Annotated in this window: 23 protein-coding genes; 12 read left to right on the top strand and 11 right to left on the bottom strand. The window is 30.6% G+C overall.

What is annotated here, in order from left to right; all coding sequences use genetic code 11:
• Positions 1-57: 57 nt before the first annotated feature.
• The 5 genes from ACX6CF_RS02825 (at position 58) to ACX6CF_RS02805 (ending at position 5,691) form a co-directional block, all read left to right on the top strand.
• Positions 58-2,442 (top strand): endonuclease MutS2, encoded by a 2,385-nt coding sequence (locus ACX6CF_RS02825; protein ID WP_458783778.1) that lies wholly within the window; start codon positions 58-60, stop codon positions 2,440-2,442.
• A 13-nt stretch (positions 2,443-2,455) separates the two neighbouring features.
• Complete coding sequence (locus tag ACX6CF_RS02820) at positions 2,456-3,139, top strand: response regulator (protein ID WP_458783777.1); 684 nt, start codon at positions 2,456-2,458, stop codon at positions 3,137-3,139.
• On the top strand, positions 3,139-4,563 hold the full coding sequence (locus ACX6CF_RS02815; protein ID WP_458783776.1) for a HAMP domain-containing sensor histidine kinase: 1,425 nt from the start codon (positions 3,139-3,141) through the stop codon (positions 4,561-4,563). The genes ACX6CF_RS02820 and ACX6CF_RS02815 overlap by 1 nt, the downstream gene beginning before the upstream one ends.
• A gap of 196 nt (positions 4,564-4,759) precedes the next feature.
• Positions 4,760-5,203, top strand: a complete 444-nt coding sequence (locus tag ACX6CF_RS02810) for a cell wall hydrolase (protein WP_458783775.1) — start codon at positions 4,760-4,762, stop codon at positions 5,201-5,203.
• Between the two features lie 89 nt (positions 5,204-5,292).
• Positions 5,293-5,691: a hypothetical protein gene (locus tag ACX6CF_RS02805; protein WP_458783774.1), complete on the top strand. Its 399-nt coding sequence runs from the start codon at positions 5,293-5,295 to the stop codon at positions 5,689-5,691.
• A gap of 114 nt (positions 5,692-5,805) precedes the next feature.
• Here the strand turns inward: ACX6CF_RS02805 and ACX6CF_RS02800 are convergent, their stop codons facing one another.
• A complete protein-coding gene (locus tag ACX6CF_RS02800) occupies positions 5,806-6,588 on the bottom strand; it encodes a helix-turn-helix domain-containing protein (protein WP_458783773.1) in 783 nt (260 codons plus the stop codon).
• A gap of 128 nt (positions 6,589-6,716) precedes the next feature.
• Here ACX6CF_RS02800 and ACX6CF_RS02795 point away from each other — a divergent pair, with 128 nt between their 5' ends.
• Positions 6,717-8,450, top strand: coding sequence for a glycoside hydrolase family 2 protein (locus ACX6CF_RS02795; protein ID WP_458783772.1), 1,734 nt, complete (start codon positions 6,717-6,719; stop codon positions 8,448-8,450).
• Here the strand turns inward: ACX6CF_RS02795 and ACX6CF_RS02790 are convergent.
• Complete coding sequence (locus ACX6CF_RS02790; RefSeq protein ID WP_458783771.1) at positions 8,447-9,322, bottom strand: AraC family transcriptional regulator; 876 nt, start codon at positions 9,320-9,322, stop codon at positions 8,447-8,449. The genes ACX6CF_RS02795 and ACX6CF_RS02790 overlap by 4 nt on opposite strands.
• 187 nt (positions 9,323-9,509) lie before the next feature.
• Between ACX6CF_RS02790 and ACX6CF_RS02785 the strand changes: the two genes are divergently transcribed.
• The 3 genes from ACX6CF_RS02785 (at position 9,510) to gdhA (ending at position 13,226) form a co-directional block, all read left to right on the top strand.
• Positions 9,510-10,409: a sugar phosphate isomerase/epimerase family protein gene (locus tag ACX6CF_RS02785; RefSeq protein ID WP_458783770.1), complete on the top strand. Its 900-nt coding sequence runs from the start codon at positions 9,510-9,512 to the stop codon at positions 10,407-10,409.
• 13 nt (positions 10,410-10,422) lie between these two features.
• On the top strand, positions 10,423-11,457 hold the full coding sequence (locus ACX6CF_RS02780) for a Gfo/Idh/MocA family protein (protein WP_458783769.1): 1,035 nt from the start codon (positions 10,423-10,425) through the stop codon (positions 11,455-11,457).
• Between the two features lie 434 nt (positions 11,458-11,891).
• Positions 11,892-13,226, top strand: coding sequence for an NADP-specific glutamate dehydrogenase (gene gdhA, locus ACX6CF_RS02775; RefSeq protein ID WP_458783768.1), 1,335 nt, complete (start codon positions 11,892-11,894; stop codon positions 13,224-13,226).
• A 76-nt stretch (positions 13,227-13,302) separates the two neighbouring features.
• Here gdhA and ACX6CF_RS02770 read toward each other — a convergent pair whose 3' ends face one another.
• Together ACX6CF_RS02770 and ACX6CF_RS02765 are read right to left on the bottom strand one after the other, a co-directional pair.
• Positions 13,303-13,791 carry a tRNA (cytidine(34)-2'-O)-methyltransferase gene (locus tag ACX6CF_RS02770; RefSeq protein ID WP_458783767.1) on the bottom strand — a complete coding sequence of 163 codons (489 nt, stop codon included), beginning with the start codon at positions 13,789-13,791 and terminating at the stop codon, positions 13,303-13,305.
• Between the two features lie 16 nt (positions 13,792-13,807).
• Positions 13,808-14,284, bottom strand: a complete 477-nt coding sequence (locus ACX6CF_RS02765; RefSeq protein WP_458783766.1) for a chemotaxis protein CheX — start codon at positions 14,282-14,284, stop codon at positions 13,808-13,810.
• Positions 14,285-14,613: 329 nt separating this feature from the next.
• On the opposite strand from ACX6CF_RS02765, the gene ACX6CF_RS02760 reads away from it, so the two are divergent.
• The 3 genes from ACX6CF_RS02760 to perR all read left to right on the top strand — a co-directional run bounded on the left by ACX6CF_RS02760 (position 14,614) and on the right by perR (position 17,199).
• Positions 14,614-15,624, top strand: coding sequence for a uroporphyrinogen decarboxylase family protein (locus tag ACX6CF_RS02760; RefSeq protein ID WP_458783765.1), 1,011 nt, complete (start codon positions 14,614-14,616; stop codon positions 15,622-15,624).
• A gap of 119 nt (positions 15,625-15,743) precedes the next feature.
• Entirely contained in the window at positions 15,744-16,679 is a 936-nt protein-coding gene (locus ACX6CF_RS02755) for a helix-turn-helix domain-containing protein (protein ID WP_458783764.1), read from the top strand.
• Positions 16,680-16,779: 100 nt separating this feature from the next.
• Complete coding sequence (gene perR, locus ACX6CF_RS02750) at positions 16,780-17,199, top strand: transcriptional regulator PerR (protein ID WP_458783763.1); 420 nt, start codon at positions 16,780-16,782, stop codon at positions 17,197-17,199.
• A gap of 48 nt (positions 17,200-17,247) precedes the next feature.
• Here the strand turns inward: perR and ACX6CF_RS02745 are convergent, their stop codons facing one another.
• From ACX6CF_RS02745 to aroF, 7 genes are all read right to left on the bottom strand, one after another.
• On the bottom strand, positions 17,248-18,414 hold the full coding sequence (locus ACX6CF_RS02745) for an aminotransferase class I/II-fold pyridoxal phosphate-dependent enzyme (RefSeq protein WP_458783762.1): 1,167 nt from the start codon (positions 18,412-18,414) through the stop codon (positions 17,248-17,250).
• Entirely contained in the window at positions 18,414-18,896 is a 483-nt protein-coding gene (locus tag ACX6CF_RS02740; protein WP_458783761.1) for an Lrp/AsnC family transcriptional regulator, read from the bottom strand. Before ACX6CF_RS02740 ends, ACX6CF_RS02745 begins: the two co-directional genes overlap by 1 nt.
• A gap of 38 nt (positions 18,897-18,934) precedes the next feature.
• Positions 18,935-19,921, bottom strand: a complete 987-nt coding sequence (locus ACX6CF_RS02735; protein ID WP_458783760.1) for an AIR synthase family protein — start codon at positions 19,919-19,921, stop codon at positions 18,935-18,937.
• Entirely contained in the window at positions 19,887-21,611 is a 1,725-nt protein-coding gene (locus tag ACX6CF_RS02730) for a VanW family protein (RefSeq protein WP_458783759.1), read from the bottom strand. The genes ACX6CF_RS02735 and ACX6CF_RS02730 overlap by 35 nt, the downstream gene beginning before the upstream one ends.
• A gap of 214 nt (positions 21,612-21,825) precedes the next feature.
• Positions 21,826-22,329 (bottom strand): flavodoxin domain-containing protein, encoded by a 504-nt coding sequence (locus ACX6CF_RS02725; protein WP_458783758.1) that lies wholly within the window; start codon positions 22,327-22,329, stop codon positions 21,826-21,828.
• 352 nt (positions 22,330-22,681) lie between these two features.
• Positions 22,682-23,248, bottom strand: a complete 567-nt coding sequence (locus ACX6CF_RS02720; RefSeq protein ID WP_458783757.1) for an S-layer homology domain-containing protein — start codon at positions 23,246-23,248, stop codon at positions 22,682-22,684.
• Positions 23,249-23,458: 210 nt separating this feature from the next.
• Positions 23,459-24,448: a 3-deoxy-7-phosphoheptulonate synthase gene (aroF, locus tag ACX6CF_RS02715; RefSeq protein ID WP_458783756.1), complete on the bottom strand. Its 990-nt coding sequence runs from the start codon at positions 24,446-24,448 to the stop codon at positions 23,459-23,461.
• Positions 24,449-25,207 lie beyond the last annotated feature (759 nt).

The raw sequence follows: 25,207 nt of genomic DNA, 5'->3' as shown, positions 1-25,207 counted from the left end.
TATAAATGAATCCTATCATATGCAAGATACCTAAATAATAATAATAAGGTGGTTAAAATGAATAATAAAGTTTTAAAAACATTAGAATATAATAAAATAATAGAACAGTTGCTAAGTAAAACTTCATCCAAAATGGGAAAAGAACTCTCGTCTTCTTTAATCCCTTACTGTGACCTTGATACTATTAGAAGTAAACAAAAAGAAACTTCTGAAGCAGCTACAATGATATTAAGAAGAGGTTCATTAGCATTAGGTGGACTAAAGGATATTCGTTCATCCATCAAACGATTAGCTATAGGTGGTGACCTTTCACTAGTAGAACTATTAAATATCGGGGAAATTTTAAGAGTATCTAGACATGTAAAATCTTATGCAAAATCAGCAAAAGATTCTAATACGGCTAATAATCTAGATACTATATATGGTTTATTTGATGCTATAGAAGTACTTAATCCACTATATAAGGAAATAACTAGATGTATTATTTCCGAAGAAGAAATATCCGATGACGCAAGCCGTGAATTATATAATATTAGACGACAAATGAAGATATCCAATGGTAAGATCAAAGAACACCTTAATAAAATCATTACATCGAATACTTATAAAAACATGCTCCAAGATCCAATAATCACTATACGTAATGATAGGTATTGTGTTCCTGTCAAACAAGAATATCGTGGTAGTTTTAAAGGTATGATACATGACCAATCATCTTCAGGTTCTACATTATTCATAGAACCTATGTCTGTTGTGGAATTGAATAATAAAATAAAAGAACTCTTTACAAAAGAAAAACAAGAGATAGAGAAAATATTAGCTATCCTTAGTTCAATATGTTTTGAACATAAAGAAGAATTAGCTAGTAACATGAAAATATTGACAGAAATAGATTTCATCTTTGCAAAAGGTGAGCTATCAATATCACTAGGTGGTACAGAACCGATCTTTAACAATGATAAATATATAAATATTAAAAAAGGACGTCACCCATTACTTGATAGAGCCACAGTTGTTCCTATAGACATACATCTAGGTAGAGATTTCACTACGCTCATGATTACAGGTCCTAATACAGGGGGTAAAACTGTAACATTGAAGACAGTAGGACTTTTAACCTTAATGGGACAGGCAGGTCTACACATTCCTGCTTTTGATAAATCCGAACTAGCAATCTTTGATAATTTATTCGCTGATATCGGAGATGAACAGAGCATTGAGCAATCACTTAGTACTTTTTCATCCCATATGACCAATATAATTGACATTCTGCAAAATGCTACTGCTAATTCATTAGTACTTTTTGATGAATTAGGTGCAGGTACAGACCCTACAGAAGGAGCCGCTTTAGCTATGGCAATTCTAGAGAATCTCCATACGAAAAATGTACTTACCATAGCTACTACACATTACAGCGAGTTAAAAGTATACGCTCTTTCTACAAAAGGTGTTGAAAATGCTTGTTGTGAATTTGATGTCAAGACACTTAGACCTACTTACAAATTACTCATAGGTGTCCCTGGTAAAAGTAATGCTTTTGCCATATCTAAAAGATTAGGTTTGACCGATAATATAATAGAGGAAGCAAAACAACTATTAGAACATAAAGAAATAAGATTTGAAGACCTTATTACAGAACTTGAGATAAGTAAAAAAACTACAATCATGGAAAAAGAAAAAGCCCTGAAATATAGTAAAGAAGCTGAAGAATTAAAAAACAAGGTTACTATACAACGTGAAAAGATTCAAAAACAAAAAGATACAATCCTGACAGAAGCAAGAGAAGAAGCATATAAAATACTTAATAACGCAAAGGATGATGCAGATAACATCATCAAAAGTATGAATAAACTTCGTACTGATACTGATAACTCTAAAGAAATGGAAATTCAGAGAAGTAAACTTCGTTCATCTATTTCCACATTAGAAAAGGGTTTATCAACAGGAATAAGAACTAAAAAAGCAACTAACAAATCTCCAAAAGACTTAAAAGCAGGAGATACAGTTTTTGTATCAACATTCAACCAAAAAGGAACTGTTCTAGAGCCTCCTAATAACAAGGGAGATGTACAAGTTCAATTAGGTATCATGAAAACAAAAGTTAACATCAAAAATCTAAGTTATGTCAAGGGTGCTGATGTAAACTATAATACCAAGGTACCAAAAAGTAAAAATAACATTTCATCCAAATCCATCTCAATCTCTACTGAATATGATGTACGTGGCAGAAGTGTTGAAGAGGCCTTAGGAGAACTGGACAAATTTCTTGATGATGCATATTTATCTCACCTTCCACAAATAACTATTATACATGGAAAAGGAACAGGTACTCTTAGAGCCGCTATTCATACATTCCTTAGAAAAGTTAAATATGTAAAATCATTTAGAATTGGTATTTATGGTGAAGGCGAATCTGGTGTAACAATAGTTGAATTTAAATAAGGAGGTAAAATATATGGAATCCAAACAAAAAATACTTATAGTGGATGATGATCCAAACATAACTGAGTTGATATCTCTATACCTTAATAAAGAAGGTTATTTAACTAAATTCGTTCATAACGGTAACAATGCAGTAAAAGCTTTTCAAACTTTTGCACCCAATTTAGTAATATTAGATTTAATGCTTCCAGGAATGGATGGTTATGATATATGTAAAGAAATAAGAAAAATAAGTAATATTCCTATAATCATGTTAACTGCAAAAGGAGAAACCTTTGATAAAATATTAGGTCTAGAGTTGGGCGCAGATGATTACATGGTAAAACCTTTTGATACAAAAGAACTGACTGCTAGAGTAAAAGCGGTTCTTCGTAGATATCAACCATGGGATGATAAGAACAAACAAGTAGTAGTACCTAATCTTACAATAAATTTATCAAATTATACTGTAATCTGTTTTGATAATAAAATTGAAATGCCACCAAAAGAATTAGAGCTTCTATATTTTCTAGCTTCTAATTCTAACCAAGTATTCACTAGAGAACAACTATTAGATAGAATATGGGGTTATGAATATATTGGTGACACAAGAACTGTTGATGTGCATGTAAAAAGGATAAGGGAAAAAGTAAAAGAAACAGAATATTGGGGTATCAAAACCGTTTGGGGTATAGGATATAAATTTGAGGTGAAATAATGTTTAAATCATTTGTTAATAAATTCTTCTTCGTTTATGCAATATTGACACTCTTCATATTTATGATATTAACAACATTATTAACTAACATTATTGAATCTTTTTTCATCAATGACCAAAAAAATAATATGATTAATGTTGGCGAAGCTATAAGTGAAGGATATCTGACAGCATACTATGATCAGACCAAAATGGCAGCTCTTAATTTTGAATATCAAATTGTGGTTATGAGTAATAATATTGGTTCTAGGATTTGGATATTATCCAATGATGGTACGGTACAAATAGATTCGGAAAAAGGTGTTAATTCATTTGAAAAAATAATTTTAGATAACCCTAGTATTGAGAAGGCTAAGAAAGGTGATATTGTTACGTTAAAAGGAGATTTTTATGGTTTATCCACCACTCCTCTTATAACTGTAATTGTTCCCATAAAGATGAACGATGATATCAAAGGGATAATAGTAATGCACTCACCTTACCCAGTTGTCAAAAAAACAGCTAATTATTTCTTTAATCTCACTATTATCTGTTTACTATTTTCATTAGTATTTTCCATTATGTTGATGTACTTATTCTCTAGAAGGATAACTAAAACATTCCAACAGATGAATAAAACAGCAAGATCTATAGCCAATGGGAATTTTGAAAGCAGAATCATGATTAATACTAATGATGATATAGGAGAACTTGCTACAAATCTTAACTTTATGGCTGCTGAATTAGGAAAATTAGAAGAAATGCGTAGAAGTTTCATAGCCAACATTTCTCACGATTTCCGCTCACCATTGACATCCATAAAAGGTTTTGTACAAGCAATATTAGATGGAACTATACCACCAGAAAATCAAGATAGATATCTTAATATAGTTTTAGATGAAACTAATAGATTAACTAATTTAACCAATGAAATTCTATTACTTACTAATCTGGAGAATAATGGTATCCAGCTTAATTATACAGAATTTGATATACATCTGATTATAAGAGAAGTTCTAATAAAATTTGAAGGCAAAATAAGAGAGAAAAAAATGCATATAACCTTATTGATTGATGAAAAACAAATTATAGTATCTGCTGATAAGGATAAAATCGAAAGAGTTATTTATAACCTCATTGATAATGCAGTAAAATTCTGTAATAAAGGTGATAGAATAACCATAGAAACAACTAAATTCAAAGGCAAGGTAAATATTTCAATAAAAGATAATGGTCCAGGTATCAATGAAAATGAAATCAAATATATTTTCAATAGGTTTCACAAAGCTGACCGTTCACGTGGTGAAGATAAAAAAGGTACTGGACTTGGTTTATCTATTGTAAAGGAAATAATTACTGCTCATAGTGAAACCATAAATGTTAATAGTAAAATCAATGTGGGAACTGAATTTGTCTTTACATTAACTATAATTAAAAGCAAGTAAAATAATGACCACTCATCCTGCTGGATTATTTATTAACTGGATATTTTATGTAATGATGATGGTCATTAATATTATTCAATAAATGAAATGCCTTGTACATACTGGCATTTTATTTTTATGTAAAGCAAAAATTATGTATCACCTTTTATGAAACATTAATATAATGATAGTAAGTATAACAAAAAGGTATGGAAAGATGGCTTATTCAGCTAGAGAATTACTTGCAAGAATAATCAAATGTGAAGCTGGAGGAGAAGGCGAAACAGGAATGAAAGCAGTTGCAACTGTAGTAATGAATCGGGTTCATTCAGCTGAAGGAGAATATCAAAGAGTTAATCAAGGAGATCTACGTAAAGTTATATTCCAACCAGGTCAATTCGATTGTGTAAGGTCAGTATTAGGTGGTATAGCAAATCCTCAAACTATATGGGCCAGTCCTCCTGAGCAGATTCATTATGATATAGCAGATTGGGCTTTAGCAGGTAATAAACTGTATAATATAGGTACTACCTTATGGTACATGAATCCTTTTGATCCACAATGTCCTCCTTATTTCCCATATAATGAATCCGGAATTTATAATTCAAGAATAAGAAAACACTGCTTCTTTGATCCCACCGATTTATATAAAGACACTTAATCCATTAATTATAAAAGCTTTAGAAACCAAAGACAATTAATATTATTATCAGTATCATCTAAAATAATTAACTATAAAAGGAGTTATTTATGAATAGAAATAATGAGCAATATATGCCTACAACCTATGGTTCATCTCTAAGACAAAAAAGAGGATATCCATATCCTAAACAAACACCATCCGGACAAACAGCTATGAATACTAACTTCACAACTGAAAAAAATAATAATAACGGTAATGATAAAGCTGCTCCTCCAAGAACATTACCTCCAGTCATAACTAATCCTTCATATCTTCAAGGATATTTAAGAACACAAATAGGTAAATTCATGAAAGTAAATTTCTTGCTAGGTACAGGTACATTTATTGATAAAGACGGAATTCTAAAAGAAGTGGGAGTAGATCATATAGTTTTAAGAGATATTAAAACAGGAGAAGATGTAGTTGCCGATCTATATTCAATTAAATTCGTTGAAATTCCAGACTAAGTTTATATAATTATTTTATATTCCCCCATAAAATTTTATATTACTCAAATTGAGAATACTCCAATCTGTCTTTTTATAATTCAGATAGGAGCTTTTCTTTATTCATGTTTTTGCTCAAAATCCTCTAAACATACCTGGAGTTGTTCCAGTGTATTTCTTGAACTGTCTTATAAAATGAAACACATTATTATAACCAGACATCTCAGCAACTTCATAAATAGTTAGAGAACTGTTTTCTAAAAGATATTTTCCTCTATTAATACGAGCTGTTATTAAATCTTCATTAGGTGAAACTCCAAAAATAGTTTTATATAATACTGAAAACCTTGACCTGCTAAGTCTTAATTTCTTAGCCATTTTTTCTACATTCCATTCTTGGCTACAGTTACTATAGAGGTGTAGACGAAAAATATTGAATTCTTCTCTAATTTCAATCATACCATTAGATAAATCTCTTGTTTTGCTACGTTCTTCCCGTGATAGTTTAATAAAAAGATTGGTTAGCAGAGCTGACGCATTTTCCTCCCATAGAAATGGCTTATTAATAAAATCCAGCTCTATTTCACTTATAATTGGAGTAATGTAATTAGTTCTTGATGGATAAAATACTCTATTATAGTCAAAACCAAATTCATCAAATCTTGAACCTTTTTCTGGTTCGAAATGAATCCAATTATGTACTAAATCACATTCATTAGATTCAAAATAATGTTTTGTACCTGGAGTGAATAGAATACAGGCACCCGGCTTTATTTTTATAATTTCATTTTGTTGATATATATTGACAGGTGTCTTGAAATGCAAAAATAAATAATCGTCAGTTCCTTGTGAACGATCTATTATAAAACCCTTTTTCTCTTTACCATCATATTTTAAACTTTCAATTCTATATTTCATAATATCACCCTTTTTATTCTACACAAAAACAAAACAATAAGTCAATATAAAACACCAAATTATCATTGAATACTTTATTATTCCATATATAATATAAAACAAAATAACAATTAAGGTGGTAGATAAATATGAATCCTTTACATCAAGAATATCCTCGTCCACAAATGGTAAGGAAACAATGGCAGAATCTCAATGGTACTTGGGATTTTGAATATGATTTCTCTAAATCAGGAAAAGAAAGAAATCTTCAAAAGGAACCTAATTTCCCTCACAAAATTCAAGTACCCTTTTGTCCTGAGAGTGAATTATCAGGAATCAACAACAAAGATTTCCTGAATGCTGTATGGTATCGTAAAACATTTACTATTCCATCTAATTGGAAGAATGGTTGTCTTCTTGTTAATTTTGAAGCAGTTGATTATTATTGTGAAGTCTGGGTCAATGGTGAATACATCGGCTCTCATAAAGGTGGTTATACCCCCTTCTCTTTTGATATCACATCTTTTGTATCAGATGGAGAGAATACATTAACTGTTTATGCCGAAGATGATACTCGTACAGGTATTCAGCCAAGTGGGAAACAAAGTTCTGAATATAACTCCACTGGTTGTTTTTATACTCGTGTCACAGGAATATGGCAAACGGTATGGCTAGAATATGTTCCTAATAATTATATTGAATCGTTCAAAATCGTGCCAGATATTGATAATTGCAAGGTACATCTTGATCTTTCATTACATGGTAAATGTTTCTGTAAAAAACTTAATGTTACAGCAAGCTATGATAATACAATTGTTGGAGATGCTTCAATAAAAGTTACAGGCTCAAATGCTAAGTTATCCATAGATTTATCAGAGTTACACTTATGGCAGCCTTTAGACGCAAAACTATATGATCTAGAATTACAACTTGAATCGGATAATCAACTAGATACAGTTAATAGCTATTTTGGTATGAGAAAAGTAGAACTTGGAGATAAAGCCATTTTGATCAATGGGGAAAAAATATTCCAGCGTCTAGTACTTGATCAAGGATTTTACCCTGATGGAATCTATACAGCCCCTTCAGATGAAGCTCTCAAAAAAGATATTGAACTATCAATAGCATTAGGGTTCAATGGAGCTAGACTCCATGAAAAAGTTTTTGAAAGACGTTTTCTATACTGGGCAGATAAAATGGGCTATCTGGTATGGGGAGAATACGGCAACTGGGGTATTGACCATACAAAAGCCTCTTCCCTGCATACTTATCTTCCTGAATGGATTGAAGCAGTAGAAAGAGATTATAACAGTCCTGCATTAATAGGATGGTGTCCATTCAATGAAACTTGGGATTTACATGGTCACCAGCAATATGATGACTTATTAAGGAATATCTACCATGTGACTAAGAAAGTTGATTCAACAAGACCTGTCATCGATACAAGTGGTAATTTCCATGTTGTCACAGATATATATGATTTACATAATTATAAACAAGATGTGGAGTTATTCGCAAAAGATTTTGAACCTATGGCAAATGGTGGAGAAGTATTTGAGAGCTTTTCTGATCGCCAACAATATGATGGTCAACCTTATTTCATAAGTGAATATGGTGGTATCTGGTGGAATTCCAATGATGAAAGCGGATGGGGTTATGGTGACAGACCCAAGAGTATAGATGAATTTGTAAACAGGTATGTTGGCTTGACAGAGGTACTTATCAAGAATCCTTCTATATGTGCCCTATGTTATACACAGCTGTATGATGTAGAACAAGAACAAAATGGTCTATATTTCTATGATAGAACACGTAAATTTGATGATGAAGTAATGGCTAAGTTAAAAGCAGCTATGGAACAAAAAGCAGCTATAGAAGATTAATATAACCTTTTTCTAGTTGCAGTAGGAGTGTTTCCAATATACTTCATGTAAATCCTATTAAAATAACTTTGATTAGAGAATCCAGTTATCTCTAATATTTCACTGACAGGTATATCCGTTTCTTTTAACATCTTTTCTGCTTGATAGATTCTATGCATATTAAGTAGTTGAGTAAATGGTTTACCTGTCAGTTTCTTTATCAACCTACAAAAATAATGTTTATTAATATTAAGAAACTTGGATATTTCATCCAAAGATATATCCCTTTGATAATTACTTTGTACATATACCCACATATCATCCATAATTTTCTTATGCATTACCGAGAACCCATCCCTACTACCTGAATCTAAAAAATCACAATATCTTACCATTGAAGCGAAGATTCTTTCTATCTCAGTCTTAATAAAAACCTCGTATGCTCTTTCTTTAGTATTATATTCATTAATAATCAAGTTCAAGGATTCTGTTAATTTTTTATACAAATCACTATCTGATGATATCCTTGCCGGAAATCTTTTTTCTCCTACTAAAAAGGGTCTAATATAATTCATAAAATAATCATTAACGTTAATAGTATCAAGCATCTGTTTATCAAATAATATTGCATAGAACTTACTCTCTAATCCATCAGCGGATCGGGCAGAATGAACCTGAAACATATTTGAGAAAAAAATATTTTCACCTTCAGAATAATAAGTTTCATTACCTATTCTTATATTGATTTTACCTTCCTTTATATATATAATTTCAAAATTGTCATGATAATGAGAACGAAGGCTGCTGGAATGATTAACAGCACAATTATATAATGACAGAGGGAAGTTAGATTCTCTAACATATTCTGTTTGTAGATAACCTTTTTCTCTCATTATTTGTATTCACCTCCACATAAAATTATTTTGCTCCACTACTTTATAATTAGTAATGTCAATATAGTATTACTATTAGTCAATAATATGGCTAGTTGGTTTCTTTTCAATATAATATAATATTATCATAGTATTAATACTAGCTCAATAAATATTGTTAAAATCTCAATTATAGGAGTGATAAAATATGGAACAAATTAAAATAGGTACATTAATAAGCGCTGATGAAGCCATATCAATTATACCTGATATAGCCGACTATGGTTTCGAAACATTTTCTATAACATTTTGGAAAACTATTGGTAAAACTGATATTAAAGAATTAGCTAAGAGATTAACAGATTATCTAGCTCCAAAGGGAATTACAATTTCAAGTTTATCCATATTCACTAATCCCCTTTCTGACAGCACAGAATTCTCAGATGCAGTGAAATCTTGGGAAACACTTATTGATAATGCTTCACTTTTTGGTACAAATCTAGTAACTGGCTTCACTGGGAGAATAATTGATAAAAGTATTGATGATTCAATCAAAAAATTCCAGCAAGTCTTTGGCGAACTCTCTAAAAGAGCCGCATCAAACGGAGTAAAAATCGCTTTTGAAAATTGTACTATGGGTGGAAACTGGGAAAAAGGCAATTGGAATATAGCCCATAATCCAGCTGCATGGGAACTAATGTTCAATGCTCTTCCAGAGGATAATCTTGGCTTGCAGTGGGAACCATGTCATCAAATGGTCCAACTTATAGACCCTATACCTCAGTTAAAGAAATGGGTAGGTAAGATATTCAATGTCCATGGAAAAGATGCAACCATAGATTGGAACATCATTAAAAAATATGGTATTGGTGGATACAAACAATTTGCATGGCATAGAACTCCAGGCTTTGGTAACAGCAATTGGACAGATATAATTTCTATCTTAAGAATGAATAACTATACTGGAAGTATTGATATAGAAGGTTATCATGATCCAGTATATAGTGGTAAACTTGAATTAACTGGTCAGGTTCATTCACTAAACTACTTAAAACAATGCCGTGGTGGAAATTATATCGAAAATCCAATTGGTTGGAAAAACAGATAATAGGAGGCAAAAAATGAATACTAAGCTAAGAGTCCTTCAAGTTGGTTGTGGTGGAATAAGTAACAATTGGCTTACCACCTTATCAGCTAGAGATGATATTGAAATAGTAGGTTTAGTTGATTTAGATAAAAATAATGCGATTAATAAAAAAAATGATTTCCATCTAACCTGTGATACTTATACTGATTTTGAAAAAGCTATAGCTGATACAACACCTGATGTTGTAATTGATAATACAATACCTGAGATTCACCATAAAATAGTTACTACCTCACTAAAATCAGGATGTAATGTTTTTGGCGAAAAACCATTGGCAGATACTATGGAAAATGCTATAGATATGATTAAAACAGCTGATACATTAAACAAATCCTATTCTGTTATGCAGAACAGGAGATTTCTAAAAGATATCCGCAACTTTCAATCTATTATAGAAAAACAAATGATAGGTGAATTAGGTTTTTTAGGAGCTTCCTTTTATATAGAAGCACATTTCGGAGGTTTTAGAGACATCATGGATAGCCCTCTCATATTAGATATGGCAATACATACTTTTGATCAGGCTAGATTCATCTCAGGCTGTGACCCAATTTCTGTATATTGCCATGAATTCAATCCTTCAGGCTCTTGGTATAAAGGTAATGCAAGTGCGGTTTGTATTTTTGAAATGACTGATAATGTTGTTTTCTCTTATAATGGTTCCTGGTGTTCTAAGGGAAATCTTACAAGCTGGGAATGTGATTGGCGTGCTATGGGAAGCGCTGGTGCAGCTAGATGGGATGGCAAAAGTGCTCCCTGGCATGAAAAACAATCAGATAGGCAAAACATGTTTCCATCAGAATATGAAAGAAATATTATTAGTAATAATGCTAACTCACAAGAAGGTCATGCTGGATGTATTAATGATATGATTGATTCACTTAAAAAAGGCCTTCCATCTCAAACAGATTGCAAAGACAATATTAAAAGTCTTGCTATGGTCATGGCTGCCATAAAAAGTTCTAGAGAAAAAAGAAAAGTATTTATTGATGAAATAATAAATATATAAAAATCCACTTTTCATTTTATATGCATTACACCTATCTATGAAGATATGGTTATGTTTGTGTATCAATACAATCATAACTATATCTTATTTATTTCAAAAAATATATTCTAATTTATTAATTTTATTCCTTCCTATATGTACATATGTATTTAGTATATAATATACAAAAATAATAATCTACCCAGGTACTTTTGTGTAATATTTATACATCTATGCAAAATAATTATTAATGATGCAATATTATTACTAACTTGCATCATATTACCTAATTAACCAATTAAATATAATATAAAAATTTTACTAAAGTTACACAAACCCCTATTAAACTAGTGAATTTTATGATATAATTTTTTTATTGAATATAAAAACTATGCAATTTTTATATATTCCACATTCATATTTTATTGCATATTTATACATTAAGGAGTGATATCATGAAATTAAAGAACACTGAACACATTTTTGAAACAGTAAAAAAAAGAAATCAAAACGAACCAGAATTTTTGCAAGCAGTTGAAGAGGTTCTTTCTTCTATCGATCCAGTGTTAGGTAAATACCCTGAATACGAAAGTGTAGTAAACAGTATTATCGAACCTGAAAGATTCATCATTTTTAGAGTCCCATGGATTGATGATAAAGGTAATACTCAAGTCAATCGTGGATTCAGAGTACAATTTAATAGTGCAATCGGACCTTACAAAGGTGGTCTTAGATTCCATCCAAGTGTAAATGCTAGTATTATTAAATTCCTAGGTTTTGAACAAATATTTAAAAATTCATTGACTGGACTACCAATTGGTGGTGGTAAAGGTGGAAGTGACTTCGACCCTAAGGGAAAATCAAACAATGAAATCCTAAGATTTTGTCAAAGTTTTATGACAGAGCTTTCAAAATACATAGGAGCATATACAGATGTACCAGCTGGAGATATTGGTGTTGGAGCACGCGAAATTGGATATCTATATGGACAATACAAAAGAATTAAAGGTCTTAATGAAGGTGTTCTAACTGGAAAAGGCTTACCTTATGGTGGTAGTTTAACACGAAAAGAAGCAACTGGATATGGATTAATCTATCTTATGGAAGAAATCCTAAAACACAATACTGATTCAATGAAAGATAAAACAGTTGTTATTTCTGGATCAGGTAATGTAGCTATCTATGCTACTGAAAAAGCTATAGAATTAGGAGCAAAAGTTGTTGCTCTCAGTGATTCAAACGGATATATCCATGATCCTAACGGAATTGATTTAGATGCTGTTAAAAAGCTCAAGGAAGTTGAAAGAAAACGTATTAAAGAATATATTAAAGACCATCCAGAAGCAAAATACTATGAAGGTTGCAAAGGTATCTGGACTATCAAATGTGATATTGCATTACCATGTGCAACTCAAAATGAAATAGATGAAGAATCCGCTAAATTCTTAGTAGCAAATGGTTGTAAAGCTGTTGGAGAAGGTGCTAATATGCCATCAACTCCAGAAGCAATTGATGTATATATTGATAACAACGTTATGTTTGCTCCAGCAAAAGCCGCTAACGCTGGTGGTGTAGCTGTTTCAGCACTTGAAATGTCTCAAAACAGTATGCGTTTATCATGGACATTTGAAGAAGTAGATGAGAAATTAAAAGATATCATGAAAAATATCTTTGTTCGTATTAGCAGTGCTGCAAAAGAGTATGGCAGTGATGGAAACTACGTAGTAGGTTCTAACATAGCTGGTTTCTTAAAAGTAGCTCAAGCAATGCATGCTCAAGGATCTGTTTAAGAACATTACATTAACAATAATATAATAGCAACACATAAAAAAATCTCCTACCTGTTAATTCAGGAAGGAGATTTTTTCACCATTCATAGTTTCTTAATTGACCTTCTATTTGCATATGTGCAAAATTCTGTTGACGTAAAGATTCATATAATACTATAGCAACTGCATTTGATAAATTCAAAGATCTAATATCAGGTTCCATTGGTATTCTAATACTTGTATCTGGATACTTAACTAGAATGTCTTCTGGTATTCCTGCACTTTCTTTACCGAACATAATAAAACTGTCTTTTTCATATGTAACTTCTGCATATGTTTTTTTTGCTTTAGTCGTTGCCATATAAATAGTTGCATTGGGATTCTTTCTAATGAAATCATCAAAATCTTCGTATAGATACAACTCTAATTTATCCCAATAATCCAACCCTGCTCTTTTAACTGATTTTTCATCAATAAAAAAACCTAAGGGTTTAATTAAGTGTAAAGCAGTACCTGAAGCAACACAAGTTCTTCCAATGTTACCAGTGTTATATGGTATTTCTGGTTCATGTAATAATATGTTCATTTAAATTCACCTTATTCTATTCTTCCACTATTGATATATTTACTTCGAAAAGACTATCATCATAAAACTTTAATGGTACACATATATTCTTAGAATGATTGACCATAATATTCATATCTTTGCCTAAACATATTGATGGTGGAGTAATATCAACCGTTAATCCTTTTTGAGATAACGCTGTAGCTGCATTACCTAGTATCATATTTGCTAATTCACTAATAGCACTTTTTGCCATATTATTCAATTCTTCAACCGGCATTCCCATCATCATTTTAGAAGCTATATTACATGCAGTATCAATATTAAGAGTTAGTATGACTTGTCCTTTTATCTTACCTGTCACACCTATGATTACAGCTAACAAATCGCCTTCATATTTTGCATCTTTCAAGTAGGGCTTTTGTAATTTAGTTTCTAATTGACATACATCTCGTAAAATCTTTTGGGCTGCTCCGATAAATGGATTAATATATTCTACATTTATTACTGACATATGCTATTCATCCTTTCAATTCTAGTCCATACATCTGTTAGAAATATCAAAAATACTAAATCTGAATAAATATTCCAATAGAAAATATTGTACCATATTACGTATATTTGTTCAACCTTATATACTCTTACTCTTTAATTGTAGACTTGTATTTATCAATATTTATTATTACCCATTAAAATATATAATAGTACATAATTTAATTGAATATATAAAAGTTAAATATAAATAAAGCATTTTTTTATAAAAAAATAATATGATTTCTTAAATAAGCTAGTATCTATATTGATATACTTAATTCAACTCAAACCAATAGGGAGGATTAATCTATGAATTCAAGAGAATTAGTATACAAAACACTTAGTTTCAATAATCCAGATAGAGCACCTAGACAAAAATGGGTATTACCTTGGGCTAACAACCATTACCCTGATGAATTAGCTAAATTAAATAAGGATTATCCTGATGATTTTGACGGAGCACCAGGTTATTATTCAGAAAAAGATATCTCAAAAGGTGATCCAACAGATGTGGGAGAATCCACCGATGCATGGGGATGTAAATTCTTAAATTATCAAAAAGGCATTATAGGTGAAGTTAAAGAGCCATTAATACAAGATGAAGAATGGAAAGATGTCAACAATATTCATATTCCAAGAGAATGGTTAACCATAGATAAAAATAAAATTAATGAATATTGTAAAAAAAGTGATAAATTCGTTTTTGCCAGCTGTTGTCCTAGACCCTTTGAACAACTACAGTTTATTAGAGGTACTGAGAATCTTTTCATTGACTTGATGTTAAGACCACAAGGACTACTTGATTTCATGAAAGAAATGCACGAGTTCTACTGCGAATTATTAAATGAATGGGCTAAAACTGATGTTGATGGACTATCTTTCATGGATGATTGGGGCTCACAAAAAAGTCTTTTAATAAATCCTAGTCTATGGGAAGAATTTTTCAAACCAATGTATAAAGACTATATAGATATAGCCCATAGTCATGGCAAAAAAATATTTATGCACTCAGATGGCTATATAATAGATATTTATCCACATTTAATCGAATTAGGTCTTGATGCTATTAATTCACAATTATTCTGTATGCCAATGGAAGAACTAGTTAAGTTCAAAGGTAAAATAACTTTCTGGGGTGAAATCGATAGACAAAATCTATTGCCCTATGGAAGTTTAGAAGAAATTAAAGACGCAGTCATATTAGTTAAAAACAAATTATGGGATAATGGCGGATGTATAGCTCAATGCGAATTCGGACCTGGAGCTAAACCAGATAATGTGAAACAAGTATTTGAAACATGGAATCAGATATTTAGATAATAGTAAATTTATATAAAAGTGGAATACCTCAAGTTATAGTTTATTTGAATTGAATATTTATATTTGGTATACTGTAAAGGTAACATATAATAAATATTTAATAGAAAGGCTATAACTTTATGAGAGAAAATATAAAAATTAATTTATCCGATTATGAAGATGATTTCATGCTATTAAATAAGATATGTTATAAGGATATATTAGTCAACAACATTTTACTTAAAATACTAGGTATTCATTATATGGATACTGATCCTGATTGGAATGTGAGCAAACATAGACATTCTTTCTTTGAATTTCATTATATAACAGATAATTATGTTTTTACTACTTCTAACGGAATAAAACGTAAAATAACTCCAGGTCAGTTCTATACCTTAGCACCTGGAGTATTACATTCTCATTGTCAAGAAGATGGAATTGGACATACTGGATTTTCTATGCGCTGGGAAATTATGACCAACAATGCCTTCAATAACGAACAATTGAATCTAATAAAATCCAAAAAAATAATTGAATCCATATATTACACTAATTCAGAACCATTAATAGATGATGGTACTATATTGAATAGCGTACTTAATCTGTTAAAACTAGGGAAAGAAGGTTGTACCGAATTAGAACTACAACTATCTTTTTTTCAAATCATTCTTAAGTTGATGAAATTACATGACAGAGATTTTTCTAATTTAAAATCCAGTATAGAAGTTGATAATTCAATTGATAATAATATTGTTATCAATACCATTCAATTTATTGAAGATAACTATTATCAAGATATCAACGTTAATGATGTAGCTAATTCTGTCCATGTAAGCTATAGCCATCTTTCTAGACTATTCAAAAATTCAGTTAGTGAAACAGTAAATCAATATATTAAGAAGGTTAGACTTAAAAAAGCTGCATATCTATTAAAATGTACTGATAAAGATATGTCAACCATAGCCAAAGAAGTTGGTTTTAATAGTGAATATTATTTTTGTAACGATTTCAAGAAAAATATAGGTATGTCTCCTGGAAATTATAGAAAAAGCAACTCTAGCCTATCAGAATAAGTATTGTAACTATTTGAATATCTTTGTTAAACTTGACAAACTTTTTAAGTATAGTATAATAGTTACTAGATGATAATTATTATTGAAAGGAGATTGTGGTATGCAACATATAGCTGAGCTATTAAAGGCACACAAGTTAAAAGTTACTCCTCAACGAATCGCTATATTCAAAATATTATATGACAGCAAGGAGCACCCTAGTGCAGAACATATTTATAAATGCTTACAAGAAACACATCCAACAATGAGTTTAGCTACTGTATACAAAACGCTAGACACTCTAAAAAAATCAGAATTAGTTCAAGAATTTAATGTAGGAGAAGACAGTTTTAGATATGATGCTAATATCAAAGCTCATCCTCACATGATATGCCTAAAATGTCATAAAGTTTTTGACCTAGATACTGAAAAATTAGAAAACCTAAAAAAATATGTTGAAGAAGATACAGATTTTGAAATTATGTATGAAAAAGTATTTTTTTATGGAGTTTGTGTAGATTGCAAAAAAGATAACGAATAATATTAAAAAGAAGGGATTTATGTGAAACAATCCCTTCTTTTTATAATTTTACTTAATTAACCTATCTACGAATTTTCCAATTCTACTAATAGCTAATTTTAGATCATTAATGCTATAAGCATAAGAACATCTAATGAATCCTTCACCACTGTCGCCAAATGCTGTGCCTGGTACTACAGCAACCTTTTCTTCCTTAAGTAACTTATTCGCGAATTCCTCTGATGTCAAACCTGTTCTTTTAATAGAAGGGAAAAGATAAAAAGCTCCTAATGGTTCAAAACAATCAAGCCCCATACTTCTGAATCCTTCAATCATAACTTTTCTTCTTCCATTATATGCTTTTCGCATTTCTTCTACATCCGAATCACTATTCTTTACAGCTTCAATAGCTGCATATTGACTAGTAGTAGGTGCACACATAATTCCATATTGATGTATTTTGGTCATAGAGCCTATTACTTCCTCAGGACCAACCGCATACCCCATTCTCCAGCCCGTCATAGAGTATGCTTTTGAAAAGCCATTAATAACTATTGTTCTTTCTTTCATACCCTCAAGAGATGCTATGGAAACATGTTTTTCACCATATGTAAGTTCTGCATAGATTTCATCTGATAAAACAATTAAATCATGCTTTATAGCTACTTCAGCTATTTTTTGAAGATCTTCCTTATCCATAATAGCACCTGTTGGATTATTAGGAAATGATAGAACCAATATCTTAGTCTTATCTGTTACATATTCTTCAACTTCTTCTGGTGTCAATCTAAACTCATTTTCCTCTTTCAAAGGTATAGTAACAGGAGTTGCCCCTGCTAGATAAGCACATGGCTTATATGATACGAAGCAAGGTTCTGGTATTAATACTTCATCACCAGGGTTAATCAATGCCCGAAATGCAAGGTCTATTCCTTCACTACCTCCAACTGTAACCAAAGTCTCTGTCTTATAATTATAATCTAGGCTAAATCTTCTCTTTAGATATTTACATATTTCATCTCTAAGTTCTAACATACCTGAATTAGATGTATAAAATGTTTTTCCTTTTTCTAAAGAATAAATTCCTTCTTCTCTAATATTCCAAGGAGTGTCAAAATCAGGTTCCCCTACACCTAATGAAATAGCACCTTCCATTTCAGATACTACATCGAAAAATTTTCTAATACCAGATGGTGGAATAACTTTTACTCTTTTTGATAGTTTATCCTCTAACATTATGGTGTCACCGCCATTCTTTCATCTTTTTTATTTTCTTCTAATATAATACCATGATCTTTGTACTTCTTAAGCACAAAATGAGTCCCTGTACTTAGAACTGCTTCAAGAGGTGCTAATTTTTGTCCAACAAATAACGCTACTTCTTTCATTGTTTTTCCTTCGATTATTACTGTTAAATCAAAACCGCCTGACATAAGATAGACAGCTGTCACTTCTTTGAATCTATATATCCTTTCAGCTATCTTATCAAATCCCTGTCCTCTTTGAGGTGTTACTTTAACTTCAATTAATGCTGTTACCTTATGAATATTTGTTTTATCCCAGTTAATAATAGTATGGTAACCACATATAATCTGTTCTTTTTCTAATTCAGTCAACTCTCTCGCAATATCATCTTTGGGATTATCTAATATTGTGGCCAGATCATCAACTGTTACCTTACAATTCTGTTCTAATATACCTAAAATCTCTTGTCTCATATATAGTCCCTCCAGTTAATTTTATATTTATAAATAAGTTAATTAATAACTTTATATAATTCATCAGCTTTTGGTGGCGTTAACGCTCTTCTTGTATCAGATTGAATAACTATTTTATCTTTTCCTTTTACTATTTTACCTATTACCGAACCAGCAATTCCTGCCTTTTCTAATTTTTCTACCAGCACTTCACCATTATATGTAGTAATAATCATACATCCACTAGAAATTAATTTATATGGATTAATGTTATAATATTCGCATATTTCAATCGTTTCTTGTTTAATAGGAATATCTTCAAGTTTAACTTCAAGACCTACCTTAGAACAAGCGGCGACTTCCCATAAAGCTCCAAAGACACCACCCTCTGTCACATCATGCATGGAGGTGGCTCCATGATCTACTGCTATTTTAGCCTCGTCTACAACAGATATGTAATCACCTAGCTTCATTGCATTATCAATAAGGTCAGAATTAAAATGTTCTCTTAACTTTTCTTCATTATCTTTAGTAATAATGGCAGTACCTTCAAGCCCTGCCCATTTTGTAATGATAACATCTTGTCCAACTTCTGCTTTTCCTGTTAGAACCAGTTTATTTTCTAGTGCTTTACCAATTCCAGTTACTGAGATAATAGGCTTATTTACTGCATTAGTTACTTCTGTATGACCACCCATTACCTCAATATTTAATAGTTTACACTGTTTATTTACATCTTTCATAATCTTTTTCAATTCTTCTTCCATAAAACCTTCTGGAAGAAGTAATGTAAGTAGGATACCTACAGGCTCAGCACCACTAGAAGCTAAATCATTAGCTGTTATATTAACAGCCAATGATCCAATATCTTTAACTGCACCAGTTATAGGATCAGTAGATACAACACATACTTCATCTTTGCCAAATTTTATTGCTGAGCAATCTTCACCAACATTAGGTCTAACAATAACTTCATCTCTGCGTGTACTAAGTTGTTTAAATATAGATCTCTTAAGTACTGTCTCCGGTACTTTTCCCAGCTTCATCTTTATCGACTCCTTCATCTGTATCTTCTTCATTTTTTTCCATATCTTCTAGGTTTTCTGAATCTTCTTGAATAGGAACAGTCTCATTAGCATCTATGTCATCTTCTAGGTTTTCCTGTAATTCATCATCATCTATGTCATCATCTATAATACTGTCAGGAGTTTCCTCCATGGTGTCTTTTTTAATTTCTTCAGTAAGTTCTTCAGAAATTTCTTCAGTATTATCTATAGTATTTATCGTCTCTACTGTTTCTTCTTCCTCTAATGTATTCGTAGCTTCCATAGTATCAACAGATTCACTTGCCTCGGCTACATCTTTCTTTCCTACTCTTATTATAGCACCAACAGGTCTATAATAGCTGGTATTTACTAATTGTTTATCAGTTAATTTGTCATTTACATAAATGAGCTTATATAATTTAACTTTATAACCATTTATTGCTTTTCTTTTTGTAACCTTTTTACCAGACGCCAAAGAACTATCAGTTATATAAGTAGTTTTTGGAGGAGATAATTTTTGAATGATTTCTGCTTGAAATTTGATTTTTCTACTATTATTTCTCTCATCTTTTCCAAATAATCTCATACAGAGTTTACCGCCCTGAACATAACTCTCAATAAAGATTGGATAATTACTACTATTCTCGAAAACAAAATCCACATGACTACCTGACATAGTGGCATCTTTACCTTTTTCTATATAGGATACTGGCATTGAATGATTCTGTCTTTCAATTACTTTTAGTTCAGCCATTAAAACAGCATTATACAGAGTAGTAGCAACTTGGCAAATACCTCCACCAAGTCCATCTTTAACTTGACCAGAAATAATTATTGGGGCTTCTTTATACCCATTCTTTGAGCTTATAGGACTTATTGCTACGTGGGTAGCAAAATCTTGACCAGGATACAAAATAGTTCCATTTATCTTATTACATGCTATTCTCAGATTTTGAGTCCTTGCTTCATTATTATTGTGTGAAGTACTATATTCACCTATTACATCTTTTATGTTGCTATAATATTCTTTGGTGTATTTCGGCTTTGTTTCTTCAACAACAAGATCCAATTCTTGTTTAAAATTATCAATTGTATTTTTTAGATTAGCTACATTGGTATCAACATTCAATTTTAAGCCATTAATTTCTTCATCTATAATAAATTTACTATTTTTTCTATGTATTATAGCATTTTTTGGCTCTACATTAAAGTCATTTTTGATAGAACTGATAAATTCTTTTATTTTCTCTTCATTATATACGTTTTCTACACTATAATCAATTTTATCTTCATTTAATTTAATAATCTTGTTATATCTTTCTTTTAATTTACCTGTTTTAAATAAATCATAAGCTTTATCTACTATTTGTTGATAATTGGATTTGAACTCAAAATAATTATATGGTTTAGTATATATTTTATCTTCATAAGATATCTTTATTTCTTTATCAAATATTTTTTCATCAATAATCTCTTTCATTTTAACTAATGCTTCCCCTTTGGTAAGTCCCCCAATATCTATTCCCTCTATACTGATTCCTTCGTAGATGACATCTCTTTCTACAACTTTTTCCATATTTTTATATCTTATAAAAAAATAGCATGCTAAAGCAACAATAACTACTATTATGACAATTACCGTTACTATTAACCATTTTCTTTTTTTCTTATTACTCTTAAGTTCTTCCATTAGAGCATCCTCCCTCTATACAAATTCTAGCCCTTATTATAATTTATTTTTTCTTTTGTACAAAAATGATATATTAGTAAATATTTAGAATGTATTAGTTGTACTTTTTATCTATTGACCATTAAAAAATACATATAAGGTAAATAAGTCTATACATACATAGATTACTATGTACATATAGGCTTACAAATTCAAATAATAATTAAGCTATACGCTAAATAAACCTATTAAGTGATTTACCATATTCTCTACATTTTTTCTCATTTAATTTACTATAACTACCAGTGGGCTTAGAAATAGAATTCATATAACTGTTTACGCTCTCTAACTCATTAGAACTCAACTCACTATTATCAATTTCTCCTGCAAATACTGCAGTTTGATTAATATCACCGGGAATAATATTTGTGAACGCTTCAATATTCATTTCCCTTTTGGACCTGACTTCATTATCAGAAGAAACTACAAAGACAGATTTTTTCTTGCTCTCTAATTGTTCTTTATTTCTATTGATAAAATTACTCATTTCTGGAAGAGGTTCATGCTCATATATAGGTGTTCCTAATATAATATAATCATAATTAAGACTATTGACGTTATTTACATTCAGTACATCTACATTTCCTCTAATCTCTTTTCCAATCCAGTGTGCTATTTTTTCAGTACTTCCATGTTTGGAAGCATATGCAACAAGTACATCAGATGTAACATTACGCATACTAAAACAACTCCTTATTCAATTATATTAGTGATTATACTTTTTATATTGCTTTTATTTATTTTGTCCAATATAAAATCTAATATACACTTATCCCTCTTAAGTATTTTAACATTAATATAAAAAAATTATTGGAAAAATATGTCATTAAATTCAAACTATTTTTTGTAACAATTAAAAGAATATACAAAAAAACAATTGAATAATATGTTTTATAATGAAATAAGAGCTTAACATGAAACCTGACAATCACTTTAATGGTATAATTTCTAATATAAAAAAATAGACTCTTTACATTTGTTACTGATGTCAAAATGACGTCAGTAAGCTTAACAGAGTCTATTTTATTTCTTTATCTATTAAGATTAACCAATATGGTATCCCATATTAAAACACTTACTTCTCCTCTAGTGACTTTTCTTCTTATATCTCCATTGTTCTCACCAGAGATGATACCTATTTCTTTTGCTCTATCAATATAATTGGTTGGCCATTCTCCCTCAAGATCAGCATTCTTGCCCAATGCATTAACTAATATGGTTACCACTTCTGCATAACTTATATTATCAAGTGGTCTGAATGTTCCTCCAGTATCTCCTACAATCAACTTTAATTTATAAGCCTTTTGTATATCAGGAACTGCCCAATAATCAGATTCAACATCACTAAATTTTTTACCTTCACCTGAAACTTCTTTGTCACTATAACCTAATGCTCTTACCAAAAGAGCTGTAACCTCTGATCTTTTAATATTATTGTCTAATCCAAGTGTTCCATCGGTATAACCTTTCAAAAGTCCAAGTGTATGTAACTGGTCACCTGCATAGTTTTGACTATCAGTAGCTGCTACTGCAGGAATAGCTATCATATTCAATGTTACCAGAATACTTACTAACATTATTACTATTTTCTTTTTCACTATTATCCCCCTTAATGTCTTTTATCATGCGTAATAATTATTTTCCGCCTCTAATTTAGTATCATATCCATTTATATATTGAACTTAAATATCTAAACACAATTTCAATAAGTTCAATTTATAAAGGTAACATAATTATAGCATACTTTTCCAATTAATAGATTACCAAATCATAACATTTTTGTCTCAGCTGAATTAAAAATGTAGTACTTACTTTAATTTTAATTCATCCATGAGTTCCTTGAATTTAGAAGGTTTTAATGATTGCGCTCCATCACATAAGGCACACTCTGGATTATTGTGTACTTCTATCATAAGACCATCTGCTCCAACTGCTACAGCCCCTTTTGATAAAGGACTTACCATTTTCCACTTACCAGTTGCATGACTTGGATCAACGATAATAGGTAAATGACTTATTTCTTTTATAACAGGTATAGCACTTAGGTCAAGAGTATTTCTAGTATATGTTTCAAAAGTACGTATACCTCTTTCACATAAAATTATATCTTCATTTCCTTCTGACATGATATATTCAGCAGCCATTAACCATTCTTCAATAGTAGCACTCAAACCTCTTTTTAATAATACAGGTTTTCCTATTTTACCTGCTTTTTTAAGAAGTGCGAAATTCTGCATATTTCTTGCTCCTATTTGAATCAAATCGGCATATTTGGCAACTACATCTATTGTATCTAAACAAATTGCTTCTGTTACAATAGGTAGACCTGTTTCTTCTTTTGCTTGTTGTAATAATTTTAATCCTTCTTCTCCAAGACCTTGGAAACTATATGGTGAACTTCTAGGTTTGTATGCCCCTCCACGAAGTAAAGTAGCTCCTGCTCTTTTAACATCTCTAGCAACCTCTATCATTTGTTCTTTAGTTTCAACTGAGCAAGGACCTGCTATTATAGTTAGATTATCTCCACCTACTTTTGTATTCCCAACCGTAATAACTGAATCTTCTGGATGGAATAATCTACTTGCTAATTTGAAAGGATGTTGTACCCTCATTACTTTTTCAACTTCTTCATACACTTCTATTTGCTCTTTATTTAATTTACTTGTATCACCTATCAATCCTAAGATACTGTAATTCTGTCCAATTGTTTCATGAACACCCATTCCTAAATCTTCTAATTTCTTAATCAATCTATCAATCTTTACTCTTGGTGTTTTTGCTTTCATAACTATTACCATTTATTTTTCCTCCATTTCTATTTTATAAAACATGATTGTAATTAATTCAAATAAATACTCTGCGCATAGTATTATTATTCAATATATAAAAAAAAGAAGCTCCTAAGAGCTTCTCTAAATTTCAACGTTTTAAAAATTCGTTATTAGCTTCTTATGATATATTCTTTTAAACTCATTCAATTTTTTTAATGCAAAATAACTAGCGCTAAAAAAGTAAAAGCCCCAGCTAAAAAAGTAAAAATAATATGAATTTGAGTTTAGGTTTTTCATTAAATCTATCATAATATCACTTCTTATCCTTTATTTATATTTAATAATTTCGTAGTTAAGTTCATAAAATTGTTTTATTAGTTCTTAACTATATAGAATAAAAAGCTAAATGTCAAGGTCTTTTTTTATTATTTCTGTGAATTCCTAATAATTGCTAAATAGATAATGTTGTAGCTAACTGTCGCTCCAATAGTATAGGGGAATATTCCGTCAGCAAATTAAACGTCCATGTTTAAATTGCTGAGTTCGCCGTCCATGGCTCACTGCTCCATATTCCCCTATACTATTTACGCTCGATCTTTCAATCATATTTTAAAAAGTCTCATTAATACATGTTAAAAAAGTTAAACCAAGAACTACTTATTAATTCTTGGTTTCAGATTGTAGACAAAATCTATTATTTAACTTTCTGGAAAGGATTTATTTAATTATTACTCTAATTGATAACGAGCAGTATAGATTTTATAGGCTAAAGTCACATCTTTTAAC

It is taken from the genome of Vallitalea sediminicola (genome assembly GCF_054408565.1).
Note: the sequence above shows the minus strand (reverse complement) of the source record. Positions and strands in the feature narration are given on the sequence as shown.